Origin of the sequence: Xanthomonas phaseoli pv. dieffenbachiae, assembly GCF_008639345.1 — a bacterium.
GTDB classification, from domain to species: domain Bacteria; phylum Pseudomonadota; class Gammaproteobacteria; order Xanthomonadales; family Xanthomonadaceae; genus Xanthomonas; species Xanthomonas phaseoli.
The window spans coordinates 4541668-4559357 of sequence record NZ_CP041380.1; the positions used below are offsets into that span (position 1 = coordinate 4541668).

Below are 17690 nucleotides of genomic sequence, written 5' to 3' on the forward strand. Positions count from 1 at the left end.
CCTTCCGGCGAAAGAACCCGCAGTCTTGCATGGGCCGTGTCGGGATCAGGTTACGACTGCGCCGGTAAACCCAGCAGCGGTGGCACCGTGTGTTCCAGGCGGCGTACCGGTGCCCGATCCATAGACGCATTGTCACGTTGAATCTGCAGGCAGATCACCCGGCAGTGGCGCAAATGCGCGCCGAAGCGTTGCGCAGCAGCAGATGGCGCCGTTCCATCACCAGCACTACCTCTGCCTGCTGCAACGGCTCCGGGGTGATCTGCACGTGCGCATCGGCGGCCAGCCCGGCCGATTGCGCCTGCACGCCGGGCCAGTCGGCGAAGACGCGCGCGCCGCGCTGGCTCAGCGGCCTTCGCGCAGGAAGCGTGCCATCGAGGAGACGCCCGGCAGCGCCGGTTCGAACTGGCCGGCCACGTCGATGAAGCCGCGCATGATGGCGATCTCGCGCGGGGTGCGGTTGAGCGCATCGCGGCGGTCGGCATCGGCACCGGCGCGCAGCAGGCGCTGCACCAGCAGCGGCAGGCCGTGCAGTGCAGCCAGATGCAGCGGGCCGAAGCCGCGTTGGTCGGCCACATCCAGCGAGACATCTTCGTCGAGCAGGCGTTCGACGCCGGCCAGCATCACCTGCTCGTCGCAGGAGGTGCCCGGCTCGGCACGCGCGCCCAGCAACAGCAGCAACGGGCTGACCCGGCCACCGGCCAGGGAGTCCGGGTCGGCGCCGGCCAGCAGCAAGGTGTCCAACAGAGCCAACAGGCGGTTCTTGTCGCGCGCGGTGAAACCGTACAACGCCGCGCAATGCAACGGCGCCAGCCCCTGATTGTCGGTGGCGTGCACGTCGGCCGCGGCGGTGAGCAGGCGCGCCACGATGTCCGGCAGGCCCAGTGCGCAGGCCAGCATCAGCACGGTCACCCCGCCTGGCAGGCGGTGTTCGATCTGCGCACCGGCGTGCAGCAAGGCGGCCACGATCTCGGTCTGGCGCATGCTCACCGCCGCCGACAACGGCGTGGCGCCGCTGTTGGCCGCGCGCTGCGGATCGGCGCCGCGGCCAAGCAGGTGCGTGACCACGCCAAGATGGCCACCACCGGCGGCACGCAGCAGCGCGGTGCAGCCTTGCGCGTCGACGGCATCGACGGTGAGGCCGAGATCGATCAGGCGACGCACCGCATCGGTATCGCCGGTCATCGCGGCGGCCGGCACATCCGCTTCGCGCAGTGTGCGGCGCGGCAGCGACCAGATGCGCCAGTCCAGCCAGTCGGCCAGATCGCGGCGGCCGATCGACAGCGCCACGCCCAGCGGGGTCTGCCCGTCGGCAGCGCGCGCTTCCGGCGAAGCGCCCTGCTTGACCAGCAGTTTCAGCGAGGCATCGCGGCCCAGCGCGGTGGCCAGATGCAGCGCCGTCATGCCGTGGCTGTCGCGCGCTTCGCGGTCTACACCATGTTCCAGCAACCACTGCTGCAGGCGCAGCCAGCCCAGTCGCACCGCCAGCGACAACGGCGGATCGCCTGCGGCCGACGGCGCGAAGGGGTCGGCGCCGCGTTCGAGCAGTTCCAGCGCGAACTGTTCCAGCCCACGCGATGCCGCATCGTGCTGCACGCAGGCATTCAGCAACCGGGTCAGGCCACCGGCGCCAGCCGGCGAGACGCCATGCCGCAACAACGCCTGCAGCGCCGGTACCGCCTCCACGCCGCGCGAGAGCAGCGCAAACATCGGCACATCGCCGCAGGCGTCGCGCACCTCGGCGTCGGCGCCATGGCGCAGCAGCCAGTCGACCGCCTCGGCGTTCAAGGCCAGATGCGCGTCGTGCAACAGGCCGCCCAGTTCTTCCGGGGCGCATAGCCGCGCCAGCGCGACCAGGCCGTCGCGCTGGCCGAGCTGCAGGCCTTCGCGCAACAACACCAGCGGCGGGCGGTCGGGCAGCACGGCAACACCAGGCGCCTCGCCCTGCGCGTCGCTGACCGCGGCCGGCAACGGGTAAGCGGGATCGAGCAGTTGCACGATCGCCCAACGTCCGGCCTCGGCGGCCACATCCACCGCGCGACGGCCGTGCGCATCCACGCTGTCGGCAGGCACCTGCAGGTCCAGCAGGCGGCGGATCAGCGCCGGCGAGACGTTGTCGGCAGCGCAGGCCAGCAGCAAGGCGTTGCGGCCGTCGCCATCGATGGCCAGCACATCGGCCTTGCGCGCGACCAGGCGTTCGAGCACGGCGCTGCGTGCCTGGCGCGCGGCATCCAGCCACGGCGTACGGCCCAGCAGATCGCGCGCTTCCAGATTCGCCCCGGCCGACAACAGCGCCTCGACGATGTCGCCGTGACCGGCCAGTGCGGCTTCGTGCAGCGCACTGCGCCGCTGGCGGTCGCGCGCGTCCACACGCGCCTTGTGCTTGAGCAGCAACTGCACGCCGGCCGGGTCGTCTTCTTCGGTACCGGCTGCCGCCAGCAGCACCGGGGCGCCGCCTTCGGGCTCGGACTGTGCGCCGCGCTCCAGCAGGAATTTGGCCAGCCGCCAGTTGCCGACCTGGCAGGCCATCGCCAATGGCGAATGGCCTTCGTTGTTGAGCGCGTCGAGCTCGGCGGCGGCATCGCGCAACAGCGCGGCCACACCCGGGTCGGAACTGCGCACGGCATGATGCAAGGGGGTGTTGCCGTCGTTGTCGCTGGCGCGCGGGTCGGCGCCATTGGCCAGCAAGGTCATCACCGCATCCGGGCGGCCGTGCCAGCTGTCGCGGGTGGCGGCCAGCAACGGGGTCATGCCGCGATGCGGTTGATTGACGTCGACGCGGCGCACGATCAACTCACGCAGCAGGCGCAAGTCCGGCAGCACCGCCGCCAGCGCCGGCAGGCTGCGCTGATCGCGCCATTCCGGCAGCGGCAGCGCCTGCGGGTCGGCACCGGCCTCGAGCAATTGCAGTGCGCGGTCCACCCGGCCACTGCGCGCGGCCTCGAAGAGTTCGGGTACCAGCTGATGCCGGGCCACCGGTTCCAGCGGGCGCGGTTCGGCGGCGGCTTCGGAGAAGAAATCGGCGGCCTGGCGCGTGTGCGGCACATCGCTGCGCATGGGCGCGGCGGTGCGTTGCAGCAGCAGATGGGCCACCGGCAACAGCACACCGGCAGCCACCGCCAGACCCCAGCGCAGGCCGCCGGACAACCAGCCCGGCCAGGCCAGCACCACGGCCAGCGTGCACATCGCCAGCACCAGTGCGGCCGCCAGCAGGCCGCGCCAGGCATGCAATTCCTGCGCGGCCAGCGCCTGCCAGCGTTGCGCCAGCGCGCCACCGTCGCGTTCCACCTCGCCCCACAACGGCCAGGTCCGCCACAGCCCCAGCAAGGCCGCGCTGACTGCGACGCTCAGCGCCAGCGCGGCCGCCAGGCTGCCGCTGTCGCGCAGGGCGGTCAGCGGCCAGCTGATCAGCGCCGCCAGTGCCAGCAGGCCCACGCCCCAGATGGCCAGCAACGGCGGCAGCGCCTGCGCGATCGCACGCGGCTGGCCCGGCACTGCGCGCGTCCCACGTGCCCACGACACCGCCAGCGCGAACGCCGGCTGCGCCAGCCACAGGCTCAGTGCAGCGACCACGCCGCCAAGGCCGCCGAGCAGGCAGAGCGCCACGCCAGCCGCACCGGCCAGCGCTGCGGCGCGCATCCGTGCGCCACGCACAGGCTCAGTCATGGTCGCACTCGCCGGCGAGCACGATGGTCTTGGGCAATTGCAGATAGAAGCCGTGCTTGCCCAGCGCCTCGCGCACCGTGGCCGCATCGGCCTGCGCCAACCGGCGCTCGGGCGTCAACGCCACATCCAGCACGAACGTAAACGGCGCCAGCTGCGCCTGCACGGCGGCAGGAAGACCGGAGAAATCGTCACGTGCGGCGAGATAGACGAAGGTGTCCTGCTTGCGTTGGCTTTTATAGACGTAGGCGTGCATGCGCGCGTGGTCGCGCTCTGAAGAGAGATGTGTCGCGTCGATTGTGTCGCAATTGCGGCGACGGCGAAAGCGCGGCCTGTGCGAAAAATCCCAGCCGCGTCAGCCACATGACGGTGACGTTCAGTTGCGCCGTCCACGGGACCCACGCGCGCCATCGATATACTGACCGCACTTTTTGCCAGCCAGACCATAGTGAGCCAAGCGCAGCATTCGTCCCAGATGGCCCCGGTTGCCGTCACCGCGTTCACTTCCACCACCGCGCTCGGTGCCGGGCTTGCCGCCCAGGCCGCCGCGTTGACCGCCCGACGCAGCGGCCTGCGTCGCAACGATTTCGGCGCGCAACCGCTGCTGCCATGCTGGGTTGGCCGCGTCGATGGCGTTGAAGACGTTGTACTGCCCGATTCCCTGCAAGCGTGGGATTGCCGCAACAACCGCCTGGCCTGGCTGGCCCTGCAGCAGGACGGGATGGCGCAGGCCGTGCAGGCCGCTGCGCAGCGCTACGGCGCCGAGCGCGTGGCGGTGATCATCGGCACCTCCACCTCCAGCATCGGCGCCAGCGAAGAAGCCTATACGCGGCTGGTCGACGACGCCGACGGCGCGCGCTTCCCCGAGGATCTGAATCGCCCGATCGTGCACACCCCGCATTCGCTGGGCGACTTCGTGCAGCACGCCACCGGCCTGCGTGGCCCGTGCGCCACCGTGGCCACGGCCTGTTCGTCCAGCGCCAAGGTGTTCGCCCAGGCGGCGCGGCTGATGGAGGCCGGCGTGATCGACGCGGCGCTGGTCGGCGGTGTGGACACCTTGTGCGGCAGCGTGCTGTTCGGCTTCAACTCGCTGCAGGTGGTGGCGCCGGAGATGTGCCAGCCGTTCGATGCACGCCGGGTCGGCCTGAGCCTGGGCGAGGCCGGCGGCTTTGCGCTGCTCGAACGCCCGGCCGCCGCACCGGATGCCGCGCTGTGGCTGTACGGCTACGGCGAATCCAGCGATGCCCACCACATGTCGGCGCCGCATCCGCAAGGGCTGGGCGCGCAGCTGGCGATGCGCGGTGCGCTCGACCGCGCCGGTCTGGAGCCGGCCGCAGTGGGTTATCTGAACCTGCACGGCACCGCCACGCCGGCCAACGACAGCGTGGAAGCCGCCGCAGTGGCTGCGATCTTCCCCGGCACCTTGCACGCCAGTTCGACCAAGGCCTGGACCGGCCACACCCTGGGCGCGGCCGGCATCGTCGAATCGGTGATCGCCCTGCTCGCGCTGCGCGACGACGTGCTGCCCGGCACGCTGAACAGCGACATCCCCGACCCGGCCTGTGGCCCGCAAATCCGCTTCGACAACGCGCATGCCCGCATCGACTACGCCATGAACAACTCCTTCGGTTTTGGCGGCAACAACTGTTCGCTGCTGTTCGGGCGGGCCCGCTGATGCTGACCGCGACCATCGAAGGAATCGGCTTCTGGACCCAGGGCCTGCCCAGCTGGGAAGCTGCCGGCGCCTTCGCGCGCGGCGGCGCGCTGCAGGACACTCCCGCCCGCCCGGCGCCGCAGCTGCTGGCTGCCAACGAACGCCGGCGTGCGCCGGACACGGTGGCGGTGTCGCTGGACGCTGCGTTGGCCGCCTGTAGCGCCGCAGGCCGCGACCCGGCCAGCCTGCCGTCGATCTTTACCTCGACCTACGGCGACCTGGCCATCTCCGACTACATGTGCACCACGCTGGCCAGCGATCCGTTGGCGATTTCGCCAACCAAGTTTCACAACTCGGTGCATAACGCCGCCGCCGGCTACTGGACCATCGGCGCCGGTGCGATGACCCCGGCCACGGCGATGAGCGCCGGCCTGGGCAGCTTCGCGCAGGGCTTGCTGGAGGCGCTGGTGCAACGCGCTGCCGGCGCGCAGGCCGTGCTGCTGGCCAGCTACGACGCCCGCTCGGTCGGGCCGCTCGGGCGCGTCGCCCCCAGCCAGGGGCTGCTGGGTAGCGCGCTGGTGCTGGGCATGCCCGGCCAGGCCGGCAAGCCGCAGTTGCAGGCACATTTGGACGACGGCGCGCCCTCGCCCGGCGCTGGCGCGCTGGCGCGCCACATCGCCGACAATGCCATGGCGCCGATGCTGCCGCTGCTGGACCTGTTGGCCGGCGATGGCGGCAGCGTGGCGCTGTATGCCGCGCCGGGCCGGGTGCTGCGCGTGGAGGTCCGGCAATGAGCCGGCAACCGCTGAGCCGGGAGGACACCGCCATCCTGGTGCCGGCCTTGAACGAGGCGCTGCGCATCCGCGAAGTGGTCACCGACGCGCTGGCCTATTGCGCGCACGTCATCGTGATCGACGACGGTTCGGACGACGGCACCGCCGAGTGCATCGCCGGCATGCCGGTCACGCTGATCCGTCACCCGCAGCGCATGGGCAAGGGCGCGGCACTGCGCAGTGGCTTTGCCGAAGCACAGCGGCTTGGCATGCGCGCGGTGATGACCATGGACGGCGATGGCCAGCACAAGGCGGCCGATTTCCCGCGCCTGCTGGCTGCCGCCAACCGCCACCCGGGCTGCGTGATCATCGGTGCGCGCATGCGCAAGCGCGCCACCCAGCCCACCATCCGCCGCATCGGCAACGATTTCGGCGACTGGGGCATTGCCTGGGGGTGCGGCTTCCGCCTGATCGACAGCCAAAGCGGACAACGGCTGTATCCGGCCTCGGTGTTCACCCTGCCAAACGTGCCCGGCGAGGGCTTCGTGTTCGAAGCGCAGCTGCTGATTTCGGCCGCACGCCAGGCTGGCGCACGCGTGGTCGCCGTGCCGATCGAGACCCGCTACGCCGGCACCTCGCCGGGCACCTTCCGCAAGAGCCACTTCCGGCTGGTGCGCGACCTGTGGAATATCACCTCGCACGTGGTCAAACAGGTGTGGGCATACGGCCATGTGTGGCGCGAATATCGCCGCGTGCGCGCCAACCCGGTGATCGTTGACGATCCCGACGGCGAATTTGCTACTGTCCCCGCGGTCACCAAGAGCAACCACTCCTCATGAATGCACAGCGCGCCGATGTCGTGATCACCGGAGGTGGCCTGGCCGGGCTGAGCCTGGCCCTGCAACTGAAGCAGCGCGATCCGGAGCTTGCCATCACCGTGCTGGAACGACGCGCGCATCCGGTCCGCGAGGCCGCGTTCAAGGTCGGCGAATCCACGGTGGAAATCGGCGCGCATTATTTCGCCGACGTGCTGGGCCTGCGCGAGCATCTGGAAACCGAGCAGATCCGCAAGTTCGGGTTCCGGTTCTTCTTCTCCGACAAGCGCGAAGACATCGACCGCTGCACCGAACTGGGCGTGAGCAAGATCCTGCCTACGCCGTCGTGGCAGATTGACCGCGGCCGCTTCGAAAATTTTCTGGGCGAACGTGCACGCGCGCAGGGCATCGCCTTCATCGACAGCTGCAGCGTCAAGGGCGTGGACCTGTCCGAAGACGACACCGACCACGCCGTGCGCTTCGAACGCGACGGCACGCCAGGCACGCTGGCTGCACGCTGGGTGGTGGATGCCAGTGGCCGTGCCGGCCTGCTCAAGCGCAAGCTCGGCCTGGCGCAGGACAACGAGCACAACGCCAATGCAGTGTGGTGGCGCGTGGAAGGCCTGATCGACCCCAACGGCTGGTCGCAGGACAGCAACTGGCTGCAACGCTGCACGCCGCCGGACCGCTGGCGTTCGACCAATCACATGTGCGGGCCGGGCTACTGGTTCTGGTTGATTCCACTGTCGTCGGGAGCGCATTCGCTGGGCATCGTCTGCGATGCAGACCTGCATCCGCTGGAGAGCATGAACACCCACGAGAAGGCGATGACCTGGCTGCGCACGCATCAGCCGCAGGTGGCCGCCACGCTCGACCAGGCCGACTACCGGCTGCAGGACTTCCTGTTCCTGCGCAACTTCTCGTACGGCTGCAAGCAGGTGTTCTCGTCGCAGCGCTGGGCACTGACCGGCGAAGCGGGCGTGTTCCTGGACCCGTTCTATTCGCCGGGCAGCGACTTCATCGCCATCTCCAACACTTACATCTGTGAATTGATCGGCCGCGACCGCGCCGGCAAGTCGCTCAGCCCGTACGTGGAGCTGTACCAGCAGCTGTATTTCTCGTTCTACGAAAACACGCTGACGCTGTATCAGGATCAGTACGCGCTGTTCGGCGACGAGCAGGTCATGCCGGTCAAGGTGATCTGGGATTACACCTACTACTGGTCGTTGCTGGCGCCGCTGTTCTGCAGCGGGCGCATCGCCCATCTCAGCTTGCTCTCGCGCATGAAGAACGACTTCCTGCACGCGCGCGACATGAACCTGGCAATGCAGCAAGTGCTGCATGCATGGGGCGTGCGCAATACCGCCCAGGGCATCGCCGCCGGCAGCGGACGGCTGCTGGACCAATACCTGATCGGCTGGTTCAACGAACTCAATGGCGCCTTGAACGACACACTCGACGATGATGCGTTTGTCGCGCGCATCCACGGCAATGTCGCGCAGATGGCAGTGCTGGCGCGCGAGATCCTGCAACAGGCACGCCAACGCTACCCCGACCTGCCCGACCACGGCCTGGATGCGCTAACGGCCGATGCCAGCGGCGAGGCGATTCTTACGGCGCCGTGGTATGCCGACGCGGCGTGAGGCTGTCGAACGCGCCAACCCTGGCGCTTTTCCCTAGAAACGCATGTTCTTGAGCGGCACGTGCTTCACGCAGGCGCGCTCTGATCATGAAGAGAAGAGGAGTCGGCGGCCGAGCCGGCATGCCTTGCTCGCAGTCGTGCATACCGACACTTTCGACTGGTGCTCGCCGGCCCACCGCAGCGCGACCTGACGCGGCATCGACACCACGGGAGAGCTACAGGGACATATTGGCAGCCTGTCCCGCCATGATGGGCAAGCAAGAACCAGCAGCAAACGCACGGCGTCGAGCGCGCGGTGCCCTCACCGCTCGCGGGACACGCCGTAAACCCGTCCATGGGGGCTCGTTGGCGGCATCCATGCCGCCAACGGTCCCGCAATCGGCAAGGACACCGCACCAAACAATTGGCTGGTGGTTTTGTTGAAAAGCGAGGACACCGCGTCGCGCGGTTTGATGCTCGCTTGTTGAAACCTGCGCGCACCAACCATCCCAACTGGTCCTTGCCCGCTCACCGTCGCGGGACCTTTGGCGGCATGGATGCCGCCAAAGAGCTTACAAGGACGTACTTGCAGCGTGTCCTGCGATGGTGAGCGGGCAAGGGCCCTGCAGCAACTCAAAGCTTCGAGTACACGGTGCTCTCAACTGCCAGCCTGGCCGTGTACTGATAGCGACCCCAAAGCAGGCCGCGTCCGACTGGCACTGCGCACTTGTTTTGTTGGTCGCCCTCAGCCCATCCCACCATTGACGCCAATCACTTGGCCATTGATGTAACCGGCCGGTTCCGAGCACAGAAAGGCGACCAGCGCGGCCACTTCATCGGGTTTGCCGACGCGGCCGGCCGGCACCAATTGCTTGATCACCTCCGGCGCAAAACTGTCGCCGACCATGTCGCTTTCGATCACGCCCGGCGCGACCACATTCACTGCAATGCCGCGGCTGGCCATTTCGCGCGAAAGCGACTTGCTGGCGCCGTGCAAGGCCGCCTTTGCGGCGGCGTAGTTGGTCTGCCCGCGATTGCCCAACACGGCCGCCACCGACGACACGCTGACGATGCGGCCCCAACGCGTGCGCGCCATCGGCAGCAGCAAGGGCTGGGTGACGTTGAAAAAACCGTGCAGCGACACGTCGATGACGCGGTGCCACTGCTCGGCATTCATGCCTGCCATCGGCGCGTCGTCATGGATGCCGGCATTGTTGACCACGATCTGGATCGGGCCAGCTTCCAGCAAACGCTCCAGCGCCGCCGCACTTGCCTGCGCGTCGGCCACATCGAAGGCCACTGCCTGTGCGCTCCCGCCATCGGCCACGATCGCGGCAACCACCTCGTCCGCACGCGTCAGGTTGCGGTTGGCGTGCACGATGACATGCCGGCCCTGCGCAGCCAGGTGCCGGCAGATCGCACCGCCAAGATCGCCGCTGCCGCCGGTAACCAGTGCGCGTCGTGCAGCTGAGTTCATAAGCCACGAACCATATGAGCAGGGAAGGAGCGTTATCGTAGACCAACCCGCCTGCGCGCAGACAGACACGTGCATCGAAGCAAGCGGCGGTGGCGCATTTTCTCGACTAGGCCGCACATCGGACAGTGGGCGCTTGAGCGCCATCGCGTCGGATTGCTAGCGTTTGGACATGCGCGATCGTGCGCGGCGACAAGGAGCGGCACCACATGAGCGCAGTGACCCTGATCGAACTGGGCAAGCAGGGCGAGGATGCGATGAACGCGTGGCTGCAGTTACATGGCTTCAGTTATGTGGCCATCTGCCAGGCGCCGGAGACCTTCGCGCCGTTGTTCGGCACAGCGGTCAAACGGCCGGATTTCCTGCTGCTGCTGGAGTCGATCGGCTTGATCGCCATCGACGTCAAGAACCGCAACAGGTACAAGAACACCTGCTACAGCCTGCCCTATGAGGATGAACTCAGACGCGCGGTGGCGTTCGAGCGGCTGTTCCGCATTCCGGTCTGGTACGCCTATTTCAATCGCGAAGACGCTGGCCAGTCCTTCCATTGGATCAGCGCCTTGAAGGCACTCGAAGTCGGCGAGATCAAAACGCCGCACGATGGCAGTGCGGAATTCCTGTCGATCGGTCTGGAGCATTTCGAGCATCTGCACAGCGGCGGCGACATCGCGCGGCTGTATGCGCATCGCCTGCCCGGCGTCGGCAATCTGAGCGCGCTGATCGCGGCGAAGACACCCGTCAATCCCTGAGCGCAGGCCTCAGGCGGCGCCCAGCATCACGGTGGCGCGTCCTTCGGCAAGCAATTGCTCGCCGTGGGTCAGGCGAAAACTGTATTGCTGGCTGTCTTCGCCCTGCATCAACACCTGCGCCTGGCAGTCGATCGCATCCGGCAAGGTGTCCAGATATGCCACGTGCAATTCCACGCTACGCAGCGCGACCAGCATGCCCGGGCGTACCGGCTTGCCGGATGCGCGACCCAGCAACCCACCATGCACGGCCATGGCCTGCGCGCCGTATTCGCACAGATGCAGCGCGCGCAGGCGCCCATTGCACCGCAACGGATGGGTATCGCTGCGGTGCGCGTGACTGCGCAGCACGATGCGCTGCGCATCCCACTCGATCACCTCTTCCCACAGGCACATGCTGCCCTGGTGCGGAATCAGCGCGGCGATTGCGTCACGTCCCTGCATGCGGCTCTCCGTTCGCGGTGCGTTCCAGCGCCGGTTCGCGCGACACCAGCAAGGCCAGAATGAAATTGAACAACACGCCCAACGCCACCGTGCTGCCGATCGCACGCAAGACCGGGATACTGGAGGCGGCCAACAGCGCAAACACCAGCAGCGTCATCAGGCTGCAGACGATCAACGCATGCAGCGTACGCAGCTGGTCGGCGTGATCGTCGCCGGCGTGATCGAAGAACAGCGCGTAATCCAGGCCCAGACCGGCGGCCAGGATCAGCGCGATCAGATGGAACAGATTGAGCTCCACCCCGGTGCCGCGCAGGATCGCCAGGATCAGCACCGTGGTCAGCGCCATCGGCAGCAGCACCCGCACGATGCGGCGCGGGCTGCGCAATGCAATCGCCACGGTCACTGCCAGCAGCAATGCGGCAAGGACCAGCGCACCGAGCACGCGTCCGCGGTAGGCGGCCACCAACGATTCGGAGGCGTCCTTCAGATCCAGCAATTGCGCGCCGCTGCCTTGCACGGCGGCCGCCAACACTGCCGGATCGCGCAGGCCGGTCAAGGACACCAGCGCGATGCTGCGATCGCCACGGCCGAGCAGCAGGCCACCGACCGAGGTCGCCAGCGGCGAGCCGCTCAGATCCTTCGGCAGCAGCGGTGCGGCACGCTTGGCGGCATCCAGATCCTGCAGGAACGGCGCAAACGCATCGCTCCGGAACGGCGTGGTAGCCACGGCACGCTCGGTCAACGCGCGCGCCTGCGCGGCGTCGGGCAATGCGGCCTGTCGCGCACGCTGGGTCTTGGCACTGGGCAGATAGCGTGCCGCCATGTCGTAACCGAGCAACGCACCATCGCGCACCAAGGCATCCAGGCGCGGACGCAACTGCTCGCTGGCCTGCAATGCCGCCTCATCGCTGGCTGCCGGCAGCGCCAGCACGTAACGCACATCCGGCGCGCCCAGTTCCTGACGCAGATGGGTGTCCTGCGCCAAGGCCTTGGGCGGCACCGGGGTCAGCTTGGACAGATCGTTCTGCCAGAATTGCCCCGGCGCGAACACGATCACCGCCATGCCGATCACGGCCATCACCGCCAGGCTGATGCGCGGCCTGGGCAGGCGCGCAATGCCGCGCCACAGCACCGCCAGCAGGCGCGAGTCCGCGTAATCGCGCGGGGCCGGGTCGATCAAGGCCGGCAACAGCCAGCGCGTGGTGACCGCAGCAGTGGCAAGGCCGGCGATGGTGAACACCGCCAGCTGCCGCAGGCCGTCCACGCCGGAAAACAGGAAGGTCACATAGGCAATGCAGGTGGAGACCACGCCGGTGGCCAGCGTCGGCCACAGATGCCGTGCGTTCTCGCGCGGATCCAGACCGGGGCGCTGATGACTGAACAGGTGGATCGGGTAATCCTGCACCACGCCGATCAGCGTGAAGCCGAATGCCACGGTGATGCCGTGCACGCCGTCGAACAGCAGCGCCACCGCACCCAGGCCGGCCAGACCGGCGCTGGCCAGCGGCAGCACGCCAAGCACCGGAATCTTCCAGCTGCGGTAGGCCACCAGCAGCAGCAGCACCAGGCCGACCGTATCCAGCGTGCCGATCCACTGCGCCTCGCCCTGCGTGCGCGCGGTGATTTCCACGGCGAATGCGCCCGGCCCGGTCAGCGTCAGCCGAGTGGCGGTGCCTTTGCTGACCTTCGCGAACGCCGCTTGCACGGCGTCGTAGGCCAGTTGCTGGCCGGTGGGGTCGAAGCCTGCCGCGCGGGTCTGCACGATCAACAGTGCCGACGTGCCGGCGCGATCGAACCACACGTCATTGCGCGTGCGCGGCATCGCTGCCGGCTGCAGGGTTTCGGCCAGATGCAGGATTTCCATCGTGGGGTCGCGCGGCAGCAATGGCTCCACCATGGCCGCCGCCGGCGAGCCCAGATCCTGCACGCGCGCCTGCAACGCCGCTTCCAGCGTCGGCGCGTCGAGCGGGGTCTTGTCGAAGCTGTCGCTGAGCAGATAGCGGTACGGCAGCAAGCGCTTGGGAATCGCCTCCAACCCGGCATTGCCGCCATTGCTGACCAGTTCGAACAGCTCCGGCTGCGCGGACAGCGCTTGGTGCAGTTGCTGCGACTGCTCGGCCAAGGTGACCGGATCGTTGTTGGACAACGCCATCAGCAGCAACCGCGATCCAGGGCCTTCGCCAAGTTCTTCGATCAGCAATTTTTGCGCCGGCGTGCGCGGGGCGGGCATGAACTTGCGCAGATCGCCAGTGACCTTGAGCGTCTCGCTCAACCAGAATCCGGCCACCGCCAGCAACGCCAGCCACAGCAGCGCCAGGCCGATGCGGCGGTTTGCGTTCAATTCAAGCGCCATGGAATGGATGTCCTGCTGCAGCGGCCGAACGCTCACCGGCCGCGCGCGCGGCATCGGGCTGCAACGACGCGTCGTTTTTGCTGAGGGCGGGCATGAACTTGCGCAGATCGCCAGTGACCTTGAGCGTCTCGCTCAACCAGAATCCGGCCACCGCCAGCAACGCCAGCCACAGCAGCGCCAGGCCGATGCGGCGGTTTGCGTTCAATTCAAGCGCCATGGAATGGATGTCCTGCTGCAGCGGCCGAACGCTCACCGGCCGCGCGCGCGGCATCGGGCTGCAACGACGCGTCGTTTTTGCTGAGGGCGGGCATGAACTTGCGCAGATCGCCGGTGACCTTGAGCGTCTCGCTCAACCAGAATCCGGCCACCGCCAGCAACGCCAGCCACAGCAGCGCCAGGCCGATGCGGCGGTTTGCGTTCAATTCAAGCGCCATGGAATGGATGTCCTGCGGCAGCGGCCGAACGCCCACCGGCCGCGCGCGCGGCATCGGGCTGCAACGACGCGTCGTTTTTGCTGAGGGCGGGCATGAACTTGCGCAGATCGCCAGTGACCTTGAGCGTCTCGCTCAACCAGAATCCGGCCACCGCCAGCAACGCCAGCCACAGCAGCGCCAGGCCGATGCGGCGGTTTGCGTTCAATTCAAGCGCCATGGAATGGATGTCCTGCTGCAGCGGCCGAACGCCCACCGGCCGCGCGCGCGGCATCGGGCGTTATCGGCGATGTGCGCTTTTCCGCGGCGAATGCTGTGATGTTTCTGGAGACGACCGGCGCAACCATCCAGCGCGCGGTCACGCGCCCGAACCGTGGCAGAGCGTGGTCAGCGCGGCGGCATCGGTCACGCCGGCAGCCGCGCGCGCGGCACTGCCCAGCAGCGTGCGCTGCATGTCGCCCTTGGCTGGCACGCTTTCGATACACCGCAGTTCGTCGTTGCGTCCGTACAGCCGCAACGCGTGCACCTGCTTGGCCACGGCAGCGTCCTTGGGCTGCAGCGTGAGTTGCCAGGCCTGCGGCTGGCCCTGGCCACTCACACTGTAGTGCTGTTCCAGCAGCGCGCGGTCGCCGGACAGCAACGCGCCGAAGCCGGACTTCAAGCCGGCCAGCTCGGGCACGCGGCTCAACGAGAAACGGCGTGGCGATTTGCCTTCGCGTTCCAGCACGCCTTCGTCGCCGGTCAGCGTGGTGGTTTCGTGATACGGCGCACTGACCTCGCGCACCAGCGTCTGGGCGTCCGGGCGGCGGTAGTGGCCCTCCACGCGCAATGGCGTCTTCAGCAAGGCCGAGCCGCGCAATTCGACGAATTCGGTGCTGACCGGTGCGGGGCGCGCCAGGCGCTGCAGCACCTGCCCGACGTCCAGCGTCTCAGGCGGTGCGGCGCATAGCGGTGCGGCGCTGAACAGCAGTATCAGCATCCACGGCAGGGTGCGGCACATCGGCATGGTGGGTGTTCCAGAAATCGTAGAAGTTGAACCAGTTGTACGGCGCGTAGCAGGTGTAATGTTCCAGCCTGGCAGCGTAATCGCGCATGAGTACCGCAAGCACCGGGGCGCGCTGACGACGCGGCACGTCCAATCCTTCGCTGAAGGTTTCGAACGCAAGCTCGTAGTGATTGCCGCCGTGATACAGGCCGAACGCCAGCACCACCGGCACCTTGAGCGCAGCGGCGATCAGCCACGGCGAAGTCGGGAACATCGCATTGCGACCAAGGAACATCGCCGGCAGCGCCGGGTCGCCTTCGCGCGGGCGATCGATCAGCAGCGCCACCAGCGCACCGGCATCGGTGGCTTCCTTGATCGCCATGACGATCGAGGTCGCGTCCATGCCGGCATCGATGATGTTGGCGGCCAGCTGCGGGTTGAGCGCCCCCAGCAGGTCGGTCATGGCGCGGTTGTGCGCCTTGTCCAGCACCACCTTGACCTGCACGTCCGGGCGCTCGGTGGCCAGCACGCGCAGCGCATCGAAGCTGCCCAGGTGCGAGCCGAAGATCAGCACGCCGCGGCCGCGATCCATTTGCGTGTGCAGTTGATCCAGGCCGGTGATGTCCACGCGGAAGCGCTGCATCTGCCCGCACAGCATGTACACCCGGTCCAGGATGGTCGAGGCGAAGGTGTGGATGTGCCGCGCCACATCGCGCAGCGTGGCCGGGCGGCCCAGCACCCGCCCCAGATAGGCACGCGAGGCGGCGCGCTCTGGGCCACGCACCAGCAGGAAGTACAGGGTGATCGGGTACAGCAGCGCACGCCCCACCGCACGTCCGGCGTGCCGGGCGATGCCGCGAATCAGCCACAACGCAAAGCGCCCGCCACCTTCCGGACGCTGTTTCCAGTGCTTGCTCATGCCGCTGCCTCGGCCACCAGTTCGCCGCTGACCAGCAACGCCTCGTCGCGTTGCACGCGAAAGCGCCAGCGCGGTCCATCGCCTTCCAGCGTGACCGAGGCGGTCTGGCCGGGCAGCAAGGGCTGCACGAATTTCACCTGCGGCAGGCGCATGGCCGCGCGCGGACCATGCAGGGCTTCCACCGCCTGCAGCACATGGTCGAGCACGACCACGCCAGGCACCACGGGACGGCCCGGGAAATGTCCGGGCAGGCAGGGATGATCATGCGGCACAACGAAATCCATAAGCGCAGAACTCAGATCCTGGGTTGAAGCATTGCAGCCACGGCCTTGTGTGCCTGCTCGGTCAATTGTTGGCGATCGGGCGCATCCGGCCCGGTCACCGCGATCGGCGCACCGATCCGCACGCGGATGATGCCCGGCCTCACCCTGAACAGGCCATCGATCGGCAAGACCTTGCCGCAGCCATCCAGCGCCACCGGAACCACCTGCACGCCAGCATCGATAGCGGCCTGCAGTAGCCCGGCCTTGAATGGCAATAATGCGCCGGTGCGGCTGCGGGTGCCTTCGGGAAACAGACACAACTGTTTGCCCTCGCGCAGCAGTGCGGCAGCCTGGCGCCGCACCAGTGCCCCTGCCCTGCGGCTGTCGCGGTCCAGAAACAGCATGCCGGCGGCGCGCGCATACCAGTTCACGAACGGCACCTTGCGCATTTCCTGCTTGAGCAAAAAGCGCAGCGGCACCGGCAAGGCATGGAACAGCGCACAGATGTCGATGATCGACTGGTGGTTGCTCACGAACAGATAGTTCTTGGACCAATCCACCCGCTCGCGTCCTTCCACGATGACGGTGGCGCCCGCGCCACGGAACAGCACCGGCGCCCACATCCAGCTGCCCATGCGCAGCAGGCGGTCGGCATCGCGGGTGATCGCCAGCACCACCAATGCATAGACGATGCCGCCAGCGGTAAAGGCCAGCGTGAACGCCAATTGCAACAGGTTGAACACAGCCCACGCCAGGCGCGACGGCATCCTTGCCAACGGCATTTTTGTCTTGTCCCCGAAAATATGCACGTCCGTCGCTGCCCCAGGCCACGCACTCAGCGCAGCAGATCGCGCCAGAAATCCGGCCCGAGCCGCGCCATCTGACGCAAGAAGTCTGGCAGATTACGATAGGGGCGCTGTGGAAACCAGCGACCACGCAATAGATATTCCCCAACGAAGAAGCCGCCAATCACGCCATAGGCAAGCAGATTGGCGAACAACGAGGCGCGCGCGTCGCTGATCGGCAGCGGCGAGGCATGCCCCAGCTGCGCGAGCACGCCGCTGGGCTCGGCGCACAGACCCAGCACCAGATTGGCCAGGGTCAGGCCGCACAGCAGCACGGCCCAGGCCAGCGTGAGGCGGCGCGTATAGCGGCGTTGTTCGGGCGTGATCAGCATGCCGGCCTGGCCGTACAGGCCTTCAACAATGCGCGTGATCAGTGGCGTGCTTCCGGCGCGCAGGCTGCGCCCGAAAAACCAGGCCACCCAACCGGTAAACACCACTGGCGGCGCCGCCAGCACCAACATCGCGTAGGGCGAATGCCACAGCGCACCCAGCCCGGCAAGCAGCAGCAGCGCCAACGCCCAGGCCCAGGGCCGGCGCGCAACCATCGGTTCGATCAACACCATCAGCACCAGCAAACCACCGGCGATGACGGCCAATTCCGGTCGATGACTGGCATTGGCCCAATGCGCCAACGGCGAATACGCCACCGCCAGCAGAACGCCCAGCCCCAGCACCCACGCGGGTGCGTCGGGGGATGGCGCAGTTGG

Annotated in this window: 17 protein-coding genes and 2 pseudogenes; 5 read left to right on the forward strand and 14 right to left on the reverse strand. The window is 67.7% G+C overall.

Going from position 1 to position 17690, the window contains the following annotated elements:
• Positions 1-50: 50 nt before the first annotated feature.
• From FLG15_RS23620 to FLG15_RS20290, 3 genes and pseudogenes are all read right to left on the reverse strand, one after another.
• Positions 51-346: pseudogene (locus FLG15_RS23620) on the reverse strand (phosphotyrosine protein phosphatase).
• Positions 343-3663, reverse strand: a complete 3321-nt coding sequence (locus tag FLG15_RS20285; RefSeq protein ID WP_150147209.1) for an ankyrin repeat domain-containing protein — start codon at positions 3661-3663, stop codon at positions 343-345. Before FLG15_RS20285 ends, FLG15_RS23620 begins: the two are co-directional and overlap by 4 nt.
• Positions 3656-3916 (reverse strand): YcgL domain-containing protein, encoded by a 261-nt coding sequence (locus FLG15_RS20290; protein ID WP_017156303.1) that lies wholly within the window; start codon positions 3914-3916, stop codon positions 3656-3658. Before FLG15_RS20290 ends, FLG15_RS20285 begins: the two co-directional genes overlap by 8 nt.
• Positions 3917-4135: 219 nt before the next feature.
• Between FLG15_RS20290 and FLG15_RS20295 the strand changes: the two genes are divergently transcribed.
• Genes FLG15_RS20295 through FLG15_RS20310 form a run of 4 tightly spaced genes read left to right on the forward strand, consistent with a single transcriptional unit; the run spans position 4136 to position 8545 of the window.
• On the forward strand, positions 4136-5335 hold the full coding sequence (locus FLG15_RS20295; protein ID WP_150147212.1) for a beta-ketoacyl-[acyl-carrier-protein] synthase family protein: 1200 nt from the start codon (positions 4136-4138) through the stop codon (positions 5333-5335).
• Entirely contained in the window at positions 5335-6108 is a 774-nt protein-coding gene (locus FLG15_RS20300) for a beta-ketoacyl synthase chain length factor (protein ID WP_057678312.1), read from the forward strand. The genes FLG15_RS20295 and FLG15_RS20300 overlap by 1 nt, the downstream gene beginning before the upstream one ends.
• Positions 6105-6926: a glycosyltransferase family 2 protein gene (locus FLG15_RS20305; RefSeq protein WP_039572116.1), complete on the forward strand. Its 822-nt coding sequence runs from the start codon at positions 6105-6107 to the stop codon at positions 6924-6926. The genes FLG15_RS20300 and FLG15_RS20305 overlap by 4 nt, the downstream gene beginning before the upstream one ends.
• Entirely contained in the window at positions 6923-8545 is a 1623-nt protein-coding gene (locus FLG15_RS20310) for an NAD(P)/FAD-dependent oxidoreductase (RefSeq protein WP_039572115.1), read from the forward strand. Before FLG15_RS20305 ends, FLG15_RS20310 begins: the two co-directional genes overlap by 4 nt.
• 723 nt (positions 8546-9268) lie before the next feature.
• Here the strand turns inward: FLG15_RS20310 and fabG are convergent.
• Complete coding sequence (fabG, locus tag FLG15_RS20315) at positions 9269-10000, reverse strand: 3-oxoacyl-ACP reductase FabG (protein ID WP_017156306.1); 732 nt, start codon at positions 9998-10000, stop codon at positions 9269-9271.
• A 206-nt stretch (positions 10001-10206) separates the two neighbouring features.
• Between fabG and FLG15_RS20320 the strand changes: the two genes are divergently transcribed.
• Complete coding sequence (locus tag FLG15_RS20320) at positions 10207-10746, forward strand: hypothetical protein (RefSeq protein WP_022560281.1); 540 nt, start codon at positions 10207-10209, stop codon at positions 10744-10746.
• 9 nt (positions 10747-10755) lie between these two features.
• Here the strand turns inward: FLG15_RS20320 and FLG15_RS20325 are convergent, their stop codons facing one another.
• The 10 genes and pseudogenes from FLG15_RS20325 to FLG15_RS20370 all read right to left on the reverse strand — a co-directional run bounded on the left by FLG15_RS20325 (position 10756) and on the right by FLG15_RS20370 (position 17657).
• A complete protein-coding gene (locus FLG15_RS20325; RefSeq protein ID WP_057680095.1) occupies positions 10756-11187 on the reverse strand; it encodes a hotdog family protein in 432 nt (143 codons plus the stop codon).
• Positions 11174-13540: an MMPL family transporter gene (locus tag FLG15_RS20330; RefSeq protein ID WP_150147214.1), complete on the reverse strand. Its 2367-nt coding sequence runs from the start codon at positions 13538-13540 to the stop codon at positions 11174-11176. Before FLG15_RS20330 ends, FLG15_RS20325 begins: the two co-directional genes overlap by 14 nt.
• Positions 13530-13811 (reverse strand): hypothetical protein, encoded by a 282-nt coding sequence (locus FLG15_RS20335; protein WP_370512606.1) that lies wholly within the window; start codon positions 13809-13811, stop codon positions 13530-13532. The genes FLG15_RS20330 and FLG15_RS20335 overlap by 11 nt, the downstream gene beginning before the upstream one ends.
• Positions 13812-13842: 31 nt before the next feature.
• A pseudogene (locus tag FLG15_RS23625) lies at positions 13843-14028 on the reverse strand (hypothetical protein); the annotation flags it as partial.
• A complete protein-coding gene (locus tag FLG15_RS20345) occupies positions 13964-14245 on the reverse strand; it encodes a hypothetical protein (protein ID WP_370512607.1) in 282 nt (93 codons plus the stop codon). The gene FLG15_RS20345 and the pseudogene FLG15_RS23625, both read right to left, overlap by 65 nt.
• Positions 14246-14329: 84 nt before the next feature.
• Entirely contained in the window at positions 14330-14977 is a 648-nt protein-coding gene (locus FLG15_RS20350) for a LolA-related protein (RefSeq protein ID WP_039569487.1), read from the reverse strand.
• On the reverse strand, positions 14901-15875 hold the full coding sequence (locus FLG15_RS20355; protein ID WP_017156312.1) for a lysophospholipid acyltransferase family protein: 975 nt from the start codon (positions 15873-15875) through the stop codon (positions 14901-14903). Before FLG15_RS20355 ends, FLG15_RS20350 begins: the two co-directional genes overlap by 77 nt.
• Complete coding sequence (locus tag FLG15_RS20360) at positions 15872-16159, reverse strand: ApeI family dehydratase (RefSeq protein ID WP_039569492.1); 288 nt, start codon at positions 16157-16159, stop codon at positions 15872-15874. The genes FLG15_RS20355 and FLG15_RS20360 overlap by 4 nt, the downstream gene beginning before the upstream one ends.
• A gap of 11 nt (positions 16160-16170) precedes the next feature.
• The gene (locus tag FLG15_RS20365) at positions 16171-16920 is read right to left on the reverse strand and encodes a lysophospholipid acyltransferase family protein (protein ID WP_057680076.1); all 750 of its coding nucleotides are present in this window, start codon (positions 16918-16920) and stop codon (positions 16171-16173) included.
• A 53-nt stretch (positions 16921-16973) separates the two neighbouring features.
• Positions 16974-17657, reverse strand: a complete 684-nt coding sequence (locus FLG15_RS20370; RefSeq protein ID WP_162267529.1) for a COG4648 family protein — start codon at positions 17655-17657, stop codon at positions 16974-16976.
• Positions 17658-17690: the final 33 nt, after the last annotated feature.

Bases quoted from the DNA above. Each gene is read 5' to 3' on its own strand.
- FLG15_RS20285 (WP_150147209.1), bottom strand. From the start codon at position 3,663: ATGACTGAGCCTGTGCGTGGCGCACGGATGCGCGCCGCAGCGCTGGCC.
- FLG15_RS20290 (WP_017156303.1), bottom strand. From the start codon at position 3,916: ATGCACGCCTACGTCTATAAAAGCCAACGCAAGCAGGACACCTTCGTC.
- FLG15_RS20295 (WP_150147212.1), top strand. From the start codon at position 4,136: ATGGCCCCGGTTGCCGTCACCGCGTTCACTTCCACCACCGCGCTCGGT.
- FLG15_RS20300 (WP_057678312.1), top strand. From the start codon at position 5,335: ATGCTGACCGCGACCATCGAAGGAATCGGCTTCTGGACCCAGGGCCTG.
- FLG15_RS20305 (WP_039572116.1), top strand. From the start codon at position 6,105: ATGAGCCGGCAACCGCTGAGCCGGGAGGACACCGCCATCCTGGTGCCG.
- FLG15_RS20310 (WP_039572115.1), top strand. From the start codon at position 6,923: ATGAATGCACAGCGCGCCGATGTCGTGATCACCGGAGGTGGCCTGGCC.
- fabG (WP_017156306.1), bottom strand. From the start codon at position 10,000: ATGAACTCAGCTGCACGACGCGCACTGGTTACCGGCGGCAGCGGCGAT.
- FLG15_RS20320 (WP_022560281.1), top strand. From the start codon at position 10,207: ATGAGCGCAGTGACCCTGATCGAACTGGGCAAGCAGGGCGAGGATGCG.
- FLG15_RS20325 (WP_057680095.1), bottom strand. From the start codon at position 11,187: ATGCAGGGACGTGACGCAATCGCCGCGCTGATTCCGCACCAGGGCAGC.
- FLG15_RS20330 (WP_150147214.1), bottom strand. From the start codon at position 13,540: ATGGCGCTTGAATTGAACGCAAACCGCCGCATCGGCCTGGCGCTGCTG.
- FLG15_RS20335 (WP_370512606.1), bottom strand. From the start codon at position 13,811: ATGCCGCGCGCGCGGCCGGTGAGCGTTCGGCCGCTGCAGCAGGACATC.
- FLG15_RS20345 (WP_370512607.1), bottom strand. From the start codon at position 14,245: ATGCCGCGCGCGCGGCCGGTGGGCGTTCGGCCGCTGCAGCAGGACATC.
- FLG15_RS20350 (WP_039569487.1), bottom strand. From the start codon at position 14,977: ATGCCGATGTGCCGCACCCTGCCGTGGATGCTGATACTGCTGTTCAGC.
- FLG15_RS20355 (WP_017156312.1), bottom strand. From the start codon at position 15,875: ATGAGCAAGCACTGGAAACAGCGTCCGGAAGGTGGCGGGCGCTTTGCG.
- FLG15_RS20360 (WP_039569492.1), bottom strand. From the start codon at position 16,159: ATGGATTTCGTTGTGCCGCATGATCATCCCTGCCTGCCCGGACATTTC.
- FLG15_RS20365 (WP_057680076.1), bottom strand. From the start codon at position 16,920: ATGCCGTTGGCAAGGATGCCGTCGCGCCTGGCGTGGGCTGTGTTCAAC.